Source organism: Acutalibacter sp. 1XD8-36, from assembly GCF_009917525.1.
In the GTDB taxonomy this organism is placed as follows: domain Bacteria; phylum Bacillota; class Clostridia; order Oscillospirales; family Acutalibacteraceae; genus Acutalibacter.
This window is the reverse complement of record NZ_QZDU01000009.1, coordinates 122,645-135,498: the sequence shown is the minus strand read 5'-3', so window position 1 is coordinate 135,498 and position 12,854 is coordinate 122,645. Positions and strand designations below refer to the sequence as shown.

The 12,854-nt window shown below is 54.2% G+C and carries 9 protein-coding genes and 9 pseudogenes; 9 read left to right on the top strand and 9 right to left on the bottom strand.

Annotation, left to right across the window (positions count from 1 at the left end; genetic code table 11):
* Nucleotides 1–68: 68 nt before the first annotated feature.
* The 3 genes and pseudogenes from D5270_RS13495 to D5270_RS13485 form a co-directional block, all read right to left on the bottom strand.
* Nucleotides 69–254: pseudogene (locus D5270_RS13495) on the bottom strand (recombinase family protein); the annotation flags it as partial.
* A 129-nt stretch (nucleotides 255–383) separates the two neighbouring features.
* Nucleotides 384–581 (bottom strand): transposon-encoded TnpW family protein, encoded by a 198-nt coding sequence (locus D5270_RS13490; protein WP_166544588.1) that lies wholly within the window; start codon nucleotides 579–581, stop codon nucleotides 384–386.
* A pseudogene (locus D5270_RS13485) lies at nucleotides 578–1,021 on the bottom strand (ATP-binding protein); the annotation flags it as partial. The pseudogene D5270_RS13485 and the gene D5270_RS13490, both read right to left, overlap by 4 nt.
* On the opposite strand from D5270_RS13485, the pseudogene D5270_RS13480 reads away from it, so the two are divergent.
* The 4 pseudogenes from D5270_RS13480 to D5270_RS13465 all read left to right on the top strand — a co-directional run.
* Nucleotides 1,018–1,248, top strand: a pseudogene (locus tag D5270_RS13480) (plasmid mobilization protein); the annotation flags it as partial. The pseudogenes D5270_RS13485 and D5270_RS13480 sit on opposite strands and share 4 nt — an antisense overlap.
* Nucleotides 1,220–1,582, top strand: a pseudogene (locus tag D5270_RS13475) (relaxase/mobilization nuclease domain-containing protein); the annotation flags it as partial. The pseudogenes D5270_RS13480 and D5270_RS13475, both read left to right, overlap by 29 nt.
* Nucleotides 1,573–1,710, top strand: a pseudogene (locus tag D5270_RS16865) (replication initiator protein A); the annotation flags it as partial. The pseudogenes D5270_RS13475 and D5270_RS16865, both read left to right, overlap by 10 nt.
* A gap of 62 nt (nucleotides 1,711–1,772) precedes the next feature.
* Nucleotides 1,773–2,189 (top strand): annotated as a pseudogene (locus D5270_RS13465) (ATP-binding protein); the annotation flags it as partial.
* Nucleotides 2,190–2,253: 64 nt separating this feature from the next.
* Here the strand turns inward: D5270_RS13465 and D5270_RS17285 are convergent.
* The 3 genes and pseudogenes from D5270_RS17285 to D5270_RS13450 all read right to left on the bottom strand — a co-directional run.
* Nucleotides 2,254–2,304, bottom strand: a pseudogene (locus tag D5270_RS17285) (plasmid mobilization protein); the annotation flags it as partial.
* A 61-nt stretch (nucleotides 2,305–2,365) separates the two neighbouring features.
* Nucleotides 2,366–2,725: pseudogene (locus tag D5270_RS13455) on the bottom strand (DUF6194 family protein); the annotation flags it as partial.
* Nucleotides 2,722–3,024, bottom strand: a complete 303-nt coding sequence (locus tag D5270_RS13450) for a hypothetical protein (protein ID WP_166544587.1) — start codon at nucleotides 3,022–3,024, stop codon at nucleotides 2,722–2,724. The pseudogene D5270_RS13455 and the gene D5270_RS13450, both read right to left, overlap by 4 nt.
* A 105-nt stretch (nucleotides 3,025–3,129) precedes the next feature.
* On the opposite strand from D5270_RS13450, the gene D5270_RS13445 reads away from it, so the two are divergent.
* The gene (locus D5270_RS13445) at nucleotides 3,130–4,077 is read left to right on the top strand and encodes a helix-turn-helix transcriptional regulator (protein WP_166544586.1); all 948 of its coding nucleotides are present in this window, start codon (nucleotides 3,130–3,132) and stop codon (nucleotides 4,075–4,077) included.
* Between the two features lie 23 nt (nucleotides 4,078–4,100).
* On the opposite strand, the pseudogene D5270_RS13440 reads toward D5270_RS13445, so the two are convergent.
* The 3 genes and pseudogenes from D5270_RS13440 to D5270_RS13430 form a co-directional block, all read right to left on the bottom strand.
* Nucleotides 4,101–4,863: pseudogene (locus tag D5270_RS13440) on the bottom strand (DUF6017 domain-containing protein); the annotation flags it as partial.
* A gap of 238 nt (nucleotides 4,864–5,101) precedes the next feature.
* Nucleotides 5,102–5,518 carry a hypothetical protein gene (locus D5270_RS13435; protein WP_166544585.1) on the bottom strand — a complete coding sequence of 139 codons (417 nt, stop codon included), beginning with the start codon at nucleotides 5,516–5,518 and terminating at the stop codon, nucleotides 5,102–5,104.
* Complete coding sequence (locus tag D5270_RS13430) at nucleotides 5,518–6,000, bottom strand: sigma-70 family RNA polymerase sigma factor (protein ID WP_166544584.1); 483 nt, start codon at nucleotides 5,998–6,000, stop codon at nucleotides 5,518–5,520. The genes D5270_RS13435 and D5270_RS13430 overlap by 1 nt, the downstream gene beginning before the upstream one ends.
* A gap of 165 nt (nucleotides 6,001–6,165) precedes the next feature.
* Between D5270_RS13430 and D5270_RS13425 the strand changes: the two genes are divergently transcribed.
* The 4 genes from D5270_RS13425 (at nucleotide 6,166) to D5270_RS13410 (ending at nucleotide 12,852) form a co-directional block, all read left to right on the top strand.
* Entirely contained in the window at nucleotides 6,166–7,194 is a 1,029-nt protein-coding gene (locus D5270_RS13425) for an aldo/keto reductase (RefSeq protein WP_166544583.1), read from the top strand.
* Nucleotides 7,195–7,293: 99 nt separating this feature from the next.
* Entirely contained in the window at nucleotides 7,294–11,031 is a 3,738-nt protein-coding gene (locus D5270_RS13420; protein WP_166544582.1) for a phosphoribosylformylglycinamidine synthase, read from the top strand.
* A 76-nt stretch (nucleotides 11,032–11,107) separates the two neighbouring features.
* The gene (locus D5270_RS13415; protein ID WP_166544581.1) at nucleotides 11,108–12,139 is read left to right on the top strand and encodes a 3-deoxy-7-phosphoheptulonate synthase; all 1,032 of its coding nucleotides are present in this window, start codon (nucleotides 11,108–11,110) and stop codon (nucleotides 12,137–12,139) included.
* Between the two features lie 74 nt (nucleotides 12,140–12,213).
* Nucleotides 12,214–12,852 carry a hypothetical protein gene (locus D5270_RS13410; RefSeq protein WP_166544580.1) on the top strand — a complete coding sequence of 213 codons (639 nt, stop codon included), beginning with the start codon at nucleotides 12,214–12,216 and terminating at the stop codon, nucleotides 12,850–12,852.
* The last annotated feature ends 2 nt before the right edge of the window (nucleotides 12,853–12,854 follow it).

Below are 12,854 nucleotides of genomic sequence, written 5' to 3'. Positions count from 1 at the left end.
TCTAACATACATCAAAAAGAGGTAAGATAACACCCTCTGCAAAAAAGGTTACGTTATCTTACCTCAACAAAATTTGCCCCGGAGAATCCGTCGTCCGTGTACCATTTGAGGTTGGAAAAGCCGTTCTGTTTTGCGTAGGCTTCCAGAATCCGCTTCTGGTTGCTTATGGAGTTGGATTCGCCTTGAAGCGTGTCCTCGTGCGACAATCTCGGATAAAGGGCGGTAATGAGTTTTTGGGTGGTCTGTCTTGGCATAATGTCCTCCGTTTCCGACAGCCAGCCCCACTATTCCGCAAATCTATCATACCACATGGGGCGGCTGTCTGTACAGTCTTTTTTGCTTCTTTACCGCCCGTCAAAATGACGGTTTTTATCTGCGGGTTGTCATGCGCTGTAAATCGGCTTGTGTCCGGCTGCGCTTTCGGCTTCCAGCACTTTCATCATCTTGTCGGTGGCGGTGGCGGTAGTGTCCTGTTTGAAATAGCCGGAAACCACAAGGACGGTGTTCCCCCGGCGTACCTCGGTCACGCAATCCGGGCGGCGGGCGGTAGTGGCGGTGCTTTTCTTGGGCGTGTCGGTCATAGGCAAATCTCCTTTCCGTTCAGCAGCTTTTTAAGCTGTTCCATTTTTTCCCTTGCTCTGGCTTTTCTGAAATTCTCCCCGGTAATGCGGACGGGGGTACACATTTCCGTAAGGCGGTCATATATCCGGGCATGGGCGGTGTCCTCTGGGTTCTGCAATTCCTCCAACGTCAAGTTTGTTGTCACGATTAAGGGCTTGCCGCTTCGGTATCTGCTGTCAATCACGTTGTAAACCTGTTCAAGCCCGTATTCTGTGCCACGCTCCATGCCGAAATCGTCAAGGATAAGCAGAGGGAAGCTGCAAAGGCGGGCTATGTATTCGTTCCTGTCCTTGTAGCTGGCGGCAAGGTCATTGAGGATAAGGGCAAAGTTTGTCATGCACACGGAAACCTCTTTCTCCATGAGGGCGTTGGCGATACACCCGGCGAAATAGCTTTTCCCCGGTCAATGATGAATTACTTTCTGCCGTTGGGAAACTCACAGCCGAGTACGGGAAAATCGGCGGCAACTTGAATCAGATTGCCCGCTGTCTGAACGAGTACGGCGCACCCTATAACGCCCTCTCCCAAGAGGTACGAGCCGCCACAGCGGAGCTTGCCGCCTTGAAGTTTGAAGTCTTGCAGAAAGTAGGTGAAGCTGTTGGCAACATTCAAACATATCAGCTCTAAAAATGCCGATTACGGGGCGGCTGAACAGTACCTAACTTTTGAGCATGACGAGTTTACCATGAAACCCACGCTTGATGAAAATGGGCGACTTGTTCTCCGTGACGATTACCGCATTTCCTCTTTGAATTGCGGTGATGAAGATTTTGCAATCGCCTGTATGCGCTCCAATCTCAAATACGGCAAAAACCAGAAACGGGAGGACGTAAAGAGCCACCATTACATTATCAGTTTTGACCCCCGTGACGCACCCGACAACGGCTTGACGGTTGACCGGGCGCAACAGTTAGGCGAGCAGTTTTGCAGAGAACATTTCCCCGGACACCAAGCCAGCATATAGCCGCCAACGGGAAAAGCTACATCAACTATGCCGCCGCTATCCGTATATGGGCGGGGCGTGACAGGAAAGGCACGGGGAAGAAAGGAATCCCCGATTATTCCTACAAGGAGGGCGAGAGCCTTTGACCGCATAGACACAACGCCCCGTAAACAGGGCGTAAAAGACCATGAACAAGGAGGAAAATTTTATGAGTGATTACGATAACGCCATTTTCCGGCTTGCCACGTCACAGGAAGCAGAGCCGGAGGACTACACGGGCGAGGACGGGCTTTTATATTGCGGGAGCTGCCGCCAGCCCAAAGAAGCCTACTTCCCGGAGGGCAAGACCTTTTTCGGACGTGACCGACACCCCAAAGAATGTGACTGCCAGAGAAAACGCCGGGAAACGCTGGAAGCCAGCCACCGGGAATACAAGCACCGGGAGGAAGTGGAACGGCTCAAACGAATAGGCTTCACCGACCCGGCTATGCGGGAATGGACGTTTGAAAACGACAACGGCAAATGCCCCCAAATGCACAAAGCCCATGCCTATGTAGAGTGTTGGGAAGAAATGAAAGCCGGGAATATCGGCTATCTGTTATGGGGCATGGTAGGCACAGGCAAACGGTAATGACCGGGTGTATGCTTGACTTAATGAGGGCTTGCCGGATAAACTCGGCTTGGCTCATTTTGCAGAGAGAAACTCGCTCGGAAAACTCGGCATATTCTTCCTCGGTCAAGCGTGTCTTGATTGCATTCTTGTATCATTGCCTTGAAATCCTCAAAGGTCTTATCAGAGGGATTTAAAACACATGCCCAGCTCATCCATGCGTAGACAGGGTGGGGAATAATGGTATCTAAAACGGTAAAATCATAATCCATTTTTACGATTTTTCCAGCAGGCGGACGCTCTGGAATATACCCAAATTTTTTAATAAAGGTCTGTTTCCTTAAACCGACATTCACACGATATACATTATCACGGTTCAACATAGAGCCTTTATCATTATCACCGTCTTTTTCTTTAATAGTTAAAACATATACTCCCCGTTTCAAAACTCCGTTTGGATTATAAAAAATCCCTCGTTCTCCCCAACTTTCTACCAATACAACATCTTTCAAATTAGACTGGCAGTAGGAAAGAATATCGTTTGGTGTCATGCCATTTCCTCCAAATGGAACATCATTGTTCCCTCGTCTGCTAAAGCGGAACAATACTCCTGAAATTCCGTAACCTGCGGCAACTTTTCCAAAGCACCCTGTGCTGCCTCCATTGATGCCCACCAAATCATTTCAACCCATTTATCCTGCTTTAAATCCTTTGTTAATGACCGTTTTACAAATCCGGCAATATCTTTTTCAAGCACCTCATTCAATTTGTGATACATTCGTAAAAAATGTTCCTCGATCACTTCTTGGTTTGTCTGAAAAATAACCATTTCAATCACGTTTTTATTCATAACATCTTGTCCTTTCGTTTGAGTATCATATTGCATTTGGTACATAGATAGTCTATCATGGAATAGTGACAACGGCTGTCACCATTCGGAAAGGAGTTTTTAAAAATGTCAAAAGCAGAACGGCTTATTGAAATGATGATAACGATAAATGCCAAAAAGGATTTTACAGTAGGCGAATTAGCAAAAGAATTTTCTGTATCAAAGCGGACAATACTCCGTGATTTGCAAGAATTAGAACAGGCTGGATTCCCCCTTTATTCCGAAGTCGGTGCTGCTGGCGGGTATCACATCTTGAAAGAGCGCATTTTGCCGCCTATCACTTTTTCAGAGAATGAAGCCAAAGCTATATTCTTTGCCTGTCAAGCCTTGAAATTCTATCACGATTTACCTTTTGAACAGGAAACAATATCTGTTTTGAAAAAATTTTTGAACTGTCTGCCCTTAGATATACAAAGCAGTATTACACAAATTCAAAATAGTGTAGTATTTTGGATTCCAGACAGGCATTACGATTCACCACTACTTAAACCAATGTTTCATATTGTCGTTAATCACCATTCAGCAACAATACAGTATTCATCAACACATTCTGAAAGTATACGCACAATTATACCGATTGGGCTATATGCTATGAATGGACTTTGGTATTGCCCTGCATATTGCACCGTTGCTAATCAAATCAGAGAGTTCCGTATTGACCGTATAAAGGAAATAATAGAGGAAAAACCATATCCTAAAGGGAAATTTCCTGTTCCAGCGTCCATTCAAGAATATCTCGAAAGGTTAGAAATCGGAAATGATTACCACATAAAAATTAAGCTAACAGATATAGGTGTTAAACGCTGCGAAACTGAATTTTTACTGGCAAGGGGATTAAAAACATTCCCAACAGGCGGTGGTATAATCGACATGAAAATACGTCATGCAACTTTGGATTGGGTTGCCAATTACTTCCTGTCATTTGGAAACAACGCAACTGTCTTAGAACCACCAGAACTTGTGGAGCTAATAAAACAAAAGATATACGAATTACATCAGCATTATTGTAGGTAATATTGATGTATGAATGAGAGGGATTTCGTGGTGTTCTCCCGCATACAGTCCATGACGAACTCAATATGGCCGCTGTTGAGTTTCAGCAGCTTGGCCTTTACCAGCTCGGCGGGGTAGTCATCACCGGCCACCCGGATAGACTTGCGGGCCGTGCAGACGGTTTCCACCAGCAATTCCACGATGCCGTCCAATTCCTCCGGGTCGATCTTGGAGTGGTGCAGGAGGTGGTCGTACTCGATATTCTCCTTGATGATCTCCCGATAAATCTCAACGGCACTCTGTGTGGCCGCTTCCGTTCCTTTCCGGCGGCGAAGCCGCAACAGCCCCAGCGGGAGGGGGCGAAAGGGAGGGAAAGGAATGGGTAATTGATAGGTCTGTAATTCTTGGGTCTTTACTTTGTATATCTTTATTTAATTGCGTTGGATTTCCCGACGGCGGTTTTTCCGTTGTCGGGTTTTCCGACAACGGTTTATCCAACAACGGCGGCAAAGAAGTGGGCTGTTCGTGGATGATGTACTCGTTGCTGCTGAACTTGCCGCCCTCGTCCGTGGTCTGGTGGCGCTCGATGTACCCGGCCCGCTCCAATTCGTTGACGGCGGAACGAATAGCGTCCTTGCTCTCCCGGTTGATATAGCACAGGCCAGACAGGGTGTAATCCCAATCTTCCGGGAGTGACAAAATCTGCGAAAGCAGGCCCTTGGCTTTCAGGGACAGGGACTTGTCCCGCAAGTGGTAGTTGGACATGACCGTGTACCCCTTGTTCCTCTCCACGCGGAATACTGGCATGGTTCTCCGCTCCTTTCGGTGTCTGGACATGAAAAAACGCCGCAGACTTTTTCAAAATCTGCGGCGTTCGCCGGGGCGCAGAAACGGGCGGTGTCTTGCCGACATCGCCCGCTTTCTGTGCTGTTATTCACTTGTTTGCGCCGCCCCGTTTTCCGCTGCCCTTAAAAACATTGATTTTACTGGGTTTTCTCATGTTTTCTTATGGCAACGCCCTTAAGCCGGGCGCTCCTGCCGCTGTTTACTCAGTGACTGCCTTGGCCGCTTCCGCCTCAAAGCCGAAGGCCTCTATGTCCTTGGAGACCTCGTTTCCGTCTTTGTCGGTATAGGTGAGCACGGCCCTGCCGTCCTCGCCCTCTGTAATAACATAGCTGCCAAGTCCGCCCTTGACTACATCGCCGCTGTCAAGATGGTACTCCACTGTTTCGATGTCCTCACCATTGAAGGTGCAGGATACAACATAGGTAAACAGCTCCCCGCCCGAGGCGGCGTTTGCCCCCATTGCCGTGAGCACCGCCAGGGCCATTATAGCCGCCGTCACCAGTAAATTCCGCACTATCTTCCTGGGCTTCCTGCTCTCTGTCATTGCGATTACCTCCTGTATTTTTTCCGGGGAGGCTTTCACCCTGGAAAACATTTTCTTGTAATTTTCTTCCATTATGAATCCTCCTCTTGCTTTGTGAGCGCCTTTTTTACCCTGTCCCGGGCCCGCTGTAGGCGGGTCTGTACTGTGGACTCCTTGAGCTTACACAGGGCCGCTATCTCTTTTACGGTATAGTCCTCGTAGTAGTAGAGGTACAGCGGCACCCGGTACTTCTCCGGCAGGGCCATGACTATGATAAAGAGCTCGCTTTCCTCGGGGCTCTCAAAGTCCACCGTCCCCGCGTATTCCTCAAGGGGCACGCGCTTTCTGAACCACCCGGAGCTTCTAAGCTTCCTGCCCTCGTTCACGGCCACCCGGATAAGCCAGCGTTTCACGTGCTCCTCGCTCTCAAAGTCCGTCTTCTCCCGGTAGAGCTTCAAAAGCACCGTCTGCATGATGTCCTCGGCATCCGCGGCGTTTTTGCAGCAGTTCAGCGCCACCCGGTACACTGTGTCGCCATAGCTCTTGGCATACCCGGCAAATTCCTCCGCTGTCATTTCGCGCCCCCTTCCGCCGTCCTTCTGAAAAGCTTTTCACCTATAATACCATTTAGGGGGGCGGAATATCTCATTTTATTCAAAAAAACTTTTTACAGCCCTTGACTTGGAGCCGGGTCTATGTTATATGATAGAGTCAGGATAATCAAAAAAGGAGGACTGCAAATGAAAACCGTAACACTGGGCCGCACCGGCATAACTGTATGCAAGAACGCCTTCGGAGCCCTGCCCATCCAGCGGGTCAGCGCGGAATACGCCGGGAAGCTCCTGCGCAAGGCCTTTGACGCCGGGGTAAACTTTTTCGACACCGCCCGCTCCTATACGGACAGCGAGGAGAAGATGGGCCTCGCCCTTTCGGACGTGCGGGAGAAAATATTCATTGCCACCAAGACCCCTTCCACCACTGTGGAGGGCTTCTGGAAGGACCTTGAGACAAGCCTTATGCTTTTGAAGACAGACTACATAGACATCTACCAGTTCCATAACCCCGCCTTCTGCCCCAGGCCCGGGGACGGCACCGGCCTTTACGAGGCCATGCTTGAGGCGAAGGCCCAGGGCAAAATACGCTTTATCGGCATTACCAACCACCGCCCCCACGTGGCAGAGGAGGCGGTGGAGTCCGGGCTGTATGACACCCTGCAGTTCCCCTTCTGCTATCTTGCAAGCCAGCGGGACATAGCCCTTGTGAACCGCTGCCGGGAGCAGGACATGGGCTTTATCAGCATGAAGGGGCTCTCCGGCGGGCTTATCACCAACTCCGCCGCGGCCTATGCCTGGCAGGATAAGTTCGACAACGCCCTGCCCATCTGGGGCGTCCAGCGGGAGAGTGAGCTTGACGAGTTCCTGAGCTATATCCAGAGCCCGCCCACCATGGACGACCCTGAGATAATGGCGGTAATCGAAAAGGACAGGCGGGAGCTTGTGGGCAATTTCTGCCGCTCCTGCGGGTACTGCCTGCCCTGCCCCGCCGGGATAAACATCCCCCAGTGCGCCCGCATGAGCCAGCTTATACGCCGCAGCCCCTCTGCGGGCTGGCTCACCGAGGAGTCCCAGAAGATGATGATGAACATAGAGAACTGCCTTGAGTGCGGGCACTGTAAGTCCAAATGCCCATATGGGCTTGACACCCCCGGCCTTTTAAAGGCCAATCTTGCCGACTATAAGGATATACTCTCCGGCAAGGCCTCCGTATGACAGCCCTGCCCCTGCATAAGCGGGGGCTTTTCCTTTACTTTTCACAAAGGCCATGGTATAATATGGGCAAAAAGTTTCTTTGAATTTGGAGGGTTTAACTTGGTCACCAGAGTATTTGTAGAGAAGAAGCCCGGCTTTGACATAGAAGCCGGACATATGCTGTCGGACCTGCGCGGCGTTTTGGGGGTAAAGGGCCTCACCGGCGTGCGCATTCTAAACCGCTATGACGTGGACGGCCTCACCCCGGAGGAGTTTGAGCTGGCGTCCAAGACCATCCTGTCGGAGCCGAACCTTGACAATGTCTACCCCGAGGACTACGCCCCGGACTGCCGGGCCTTTGCAATGGAGTACCTGCCCGGGCAGTACGACCAGCGGGCGGACTCCGCCGCCCAGTGCGTGCAGCTTCTTACCCAGGGGGAGCGCCCCGCCGTAGTCACAGCCAAGGTAATAGGTCTTTTGGGGGACGTATCCGACGAGGATTTCCAGAGGGTAAAGGCCTATCTTATAAACCCGGTGGAGTCCAGGGAGGCTTCCATGGACAAGCCCCAGAGCCTTGAGCTGAACGCCCCGGCCCCCGCCGACGTTCCAAGGGTATCCGGCTTTATCTCCTGGGACAGGGAGGAGATGGCTAGGTATTTTGAGTCCATGGGCTTTGCCATGACCTTAGACGACCTTATCTTCTGCCAGGACTACTTCAGGGACCAGGAGCACCGGGACCCCTCCGTGACGGAGCTTCGGGTAATCGACACCTACTGGAGCGACCACTGCCGCCACACCACCTTCCTCACCCGCCTGAACCGTATTGACATTGAGGAGGGCCCCTTAAAGGAGGCTGTGGAGGGTGCTCTCAGGGACTATCTCGCCCTTAGGGACGAGCTCTACGGCGAGACCGACCGCCCTGTCTCCCTGATGGACATGGCGACTATCGGCGGCAAGTACCTTAGGAAAAAGGGCCTCGTGCCCGACTTAGACATCAGCGACGAGATAAACGCCTGCTCCATCGAGGCCCCCATAACCATAGACGGCGAGACCGAGACCTGGCTGATACAGTTTAAAAACGAGACCCATAACCACCCCACGGAGATAGAGCCCTTCGGCGGGGCCGCCACCTGCCTTGGCGGGGCCATTAGGGACCCGCTTTCAGGGCGGGCGTATGTGTACCAGGCCATGCGCGTCACAGGCTCCGGGGACCCCACTGTGCCCCTTAATAAGACCCTTCACGGCAAGCTTCCCAGCCGGAAGATAACCACAGGCGCCGCCGCCGGTTACTCCAGCTACGGCAACCAGGTGGGCCTTGCCACCGGGCAGGTCACAGAGCTCTATGACCCCGGCTATGTGGCAAAGAGGCTTGAGATAGGCGCGGTGGTGGGCGCCTCCCCCAAGGGGAACGTGCGCCGGGAGGAGCCAGCCCCCGGGGACATTGTGGTGCTCCTGGGCGGGGCCACCGGGCGGGACGGCATTGGCGGGGCCACAGGCTCCAGCATGGCTCATACCGAGAAATCCGTCGAGGTCTGCGGGGCCCAGGTGCAGAAGGGCAACCCGCCCACCGAGCGGAAGATACAGCGGCTCTTCAGGAACGGTGAGGCGGCAAAGCTTATCAAGCGCTGCAACGACTTTGGGGCCGGGGGCGTATGCGTGGCTATAGGGGAGCTTGCCCCGGGCCTTGAGATAGACTTGGACAGCGTGCCCAAGAAATATGAGGGCCTTGACGGCACGGAGCTTGCCATTTCCGAGTCCCAGGAGCGCATGGCTGTTGTTCTGGCCCCTGAGGACGTGGACAGGTTCAGGGCCCTGGCCGACAGGGAAAATCTTGACGCCCAGAGCGTCGCCGTAGTCACCGAAAGCCCCCGGCTCAAGATGCAGTGGCGGGGGGACAGGGTGGTGGACCTCTCAAGGGCCTTCTTAGACACCAACGGCGTGACCCAGAACGCCTGCGCTCTGATAACCGCGCCAAAGGGCCCCTGCGCCATGAATGAGGTGCCAAAGGCTTTAAAGGGCATGTCCGGCACAGAGGCCCTGCGGGCAAATATGGCCCGCCTTGAGGTGTGCAGCCAGAAGGGTCTTGTGGAGCGCTTTGACTCGGTGATAGGCGCGGGCACAGTGCTCATGCCCTTCGGCGGGCTCCACCAGCTCACCCCCGAAGAGGCCATGGTGGCAAAGGTGCCCCTGCTCTCTGGGGAGACCGACGACGCCACAGCCATGAGCTACGGCTATATACCCGCCGTCTCCAGGTGGTCGCCCTTTATGGGCGCGGCCTACGCGGTGGTAGAGAGCCTTTCAAAGCTCGCCGCCGTGGGCGCGGACCCATTAAAGGCCCGGCTCACCTTCCAGGAGTATTTCCCCCGGCTCCACGACGTGCCCTCCCGCTGGGGCCAGCCCGCCGCGGCCCTTTTAGGCGCACTCTCCGCCCAGCTTGGCATGGGGCTCCCGGCCATAGGCGGCAAGGACAGCATGTCCGGCTCCTTTGAGGACCTGGACGTGCCCCCCACCCTTGTGAGCTTCGCCCTGTCAATGACAAAGGCCAGCCGCACCCTCTCCGCCTGCGTGAAGCACCCGGGGACAAAGCTGGTCCTGATACCAATACCCCAGACTGACAGCGGCATGCCCCACTGGGTGAAGCTCAAGGAGCTCTACCGCCGTATTTTAGCCGCCATGGACTGCGGGGAGATAACCGCCGCCTCAGTGGTGCGGGAGGGTGGCGCTGCCGCCGCCGCCATGCGCATGTGTCTGGGCAATAAGCTTGGCTTCAAGTTCCAGCCCGGCCTCTCCCCCGAGACCCTTTACGCCCCCATGCAGGGCGCTATAGTCGCCGCCCTCTCCCCCGAGGCGGAATTTTTGGGCGGCATACTTTTGGGCCACACCACCGGCGGGGAGAATGTGCATATAGACGGGGAAAAGGTGCCCATGGAGGAGCTGGTGTCCGCCTGGTCCGGCACCCTCGAGAAGGTATTCCCCAGCTTTGCCCCCCCGGCCCCCATGCCCGCCGACACCCCCCTCTATACACAGCGGGGCAAGTCCTCCCCTGTTATAAAGGTCCCGAGGCCCAGGGTGTTTATCCCCGCCTTCCCCGGCACCAACAGCGAGGTGGACTCCGCCCGCGCCTTTGAGCGGGCCGGGGCCGAGGCAAATGTACTGGTGGTGCGCAACCTGACCCCCGCCCATATTGAGGATACCTTAAGGGAGATGGAGCAGGCCATAAGGGAGAGCCAGATAATCATGATACCCGGCGGCTTCTCCGGCGGCGACGAGCCAGAGGGCTCCGGCAAGTTCATCGCCACCACCTTCAGGAACCCAAGAATAGCACAGGCCGTTATGGATATGCTGGAGAATAGGGACGGCCTTATGCTGGGCATATGCAACGGCTTCCAGGCCCTTATAAAGCTGGGCCTCCTGCCCTACGGACGCATTACCGAGCCCAGCGCCAGCGCCCCCACCCTCACCTTCAACTCCCTGGGCCGCCACGCTTCAAGGCTTGTATACACCAGGGTCACCAGCGTCAAGTCCCCATGGCTCAGGGGCACCAGCGCCGGGGACGTGCACACCATCGCCATCTCCCACGGCGAGGGCCGGTTCGTAGCCAGTGACGAGGCCCTGAGGTCCCTGATAGAGGGCGGGCAGATAGCTACCCAGTACGTGGACCCCGAGGGCGCTGTGAGCGGGGATATCCTCTGGAACCCCAACGGCTCCGTCTGCGGCATAGAGGGCATAACCAGCCCCGACGGGCGTATCCTCGGCAAGATGGGCCATAACGAGCGCTGGACCCCCGGGCTCTTTAAGAATGTGCCCGGGCATAAGGACCAGAAGCTGTTCAGGTCCGGGGTGGAGTATTTTGCGTAATAACATTATTAAAAAATATGTAAAAGCTTGATTAACTGATTTTTATAAAGATTTTTATACAGAAAGCGTGATACCAATGTCCATGCAGCTAAACCGCCAGCTCCCCCTGCCCAATGATTTGAAGGCCCAGTACCCAATCTCCCCGGAGCTCTTGGCGCGCAAGGCCTTGAGGGACCGGGAGATAAGGGAGGTATTTGAGGGCAGGTCCGACAAGTTCATAGTGATAGTGGGCCCCTGCTCCGCCGACAGCCAGGACGCCCTTTTGGAGTACGTCCACAGGCTTGCGGAGGTAAACGAGGCCGTGAAGGACAGGCTGCTTATTATACCCAGGGTATACACAAATAAGCCCCGCACCACCGGGCAGGGCTATAAGGGCATGCTCCACCAGCCCTCCCCGGACAAGGCCCCTGACCTGCTGGAGGGGATAATAGCCATACGCCGTATGCACATCAGGGTCATGGAGGAGACCGGCCTCACCGCCGCGGACGAAATGCTGTACCCTGAGAACAGGAGCTATCTTGACGATGTGCTGAGCTACGAGGCCGTTGGCGCACGCTCGGTGGAGAACCAGCAGCACAGGCTCACCGCCAGCGGCATGGACATCCCGGTGGGCATGAAGAACCCCACCAGCGGCGACCTCTCCGTTATGCTCAACTCCATCCAAGCCGCCCAGAGCGCCCATAATTTCCTCTACAGGGGCTGGGACGCGGAGACCTCCGGCAACCCCCTGGCCCATGCAATATTAAGGGGCGGCGTTGACAAATACGGCACCTGCGTGCCAAACTACCACTTTGAGGACCTTATGCGCCTCTATGAGCTCTACGGCGAGCGGGACCTTCAAAACCCCGGGGTGATAGTGGACGTGAACCACTCCAACTCCAACAAGAAGTATAAGGAGCAGATACGCATAGTCAGCGAGGTGCTCCACAGCCGCGGCCACAGCCCGGAGCTCCGGGGGCTTGTGAAGGGCGTGATGATAGAGAGCTACCTTGAGGAGGGCTGCCAGCCCATTGAAGGGGAGCGCACATACGGCAAGTCCATTACGGACCCGTGCCTTGGGTGGGGGGACACGAGAAATTTGATTTTCAGCATAGCTGAAAAAGCCTAGCAATATTTAATATTTATATTATTTATATTTTTAAAAAATATATAAAATATCAAGCAGAAAGGAGCGCGACTGTTATGAATCAGCCCGAAGCCCCCAGCCCCCAGAAAGAGGACGGCGGAACTTCTTCTAAAAAGACATGCTGTTTAGGCTGTCTTTTCCATCCCATCATGTTCCTGATGGTGGGCGGCTTCCTGCTTCTCATCTCCTTACCCTTTTTGTTCATGGACATGAATTACTTCGACGACTGGATGGAGCGGTCGGTGAAGGCGGTATCAACGAGCATTACAAGGGACTGTGACTACGAGAACTGCACTAACGAATCCTCCTGGAAGTTCGACTTTATACCCTGGAACGACATGACCATACCCTATAACCCCAACTTCCCCGGCGCCCGCTCCCATACATACCAGAGCTCCGAAAAGAGCGTAAGGCGGGAGGAGAACACCTACCTGGTGCCCGAGGGGGACAAGATAAAGGTTGAGACCAAGAAGGAGTGGAAGGAGTACGATACCCCGGTCACAAAGAGCTACGACAAATTCTATGCCGCATACTGCGACGAGCACAAGGACGCCGCCCAGAAGCTTATCTGGGACACCATATATTGGGAGCACTATAAGTATATCTTCCTGGGCACAGGCGCGGGAGCGGTGATATTCGCAGTGGGCCTTGTGCGGCTGCTCATAATGAAGGCGAAGAAAAAGAAGGAGGCGTGAGG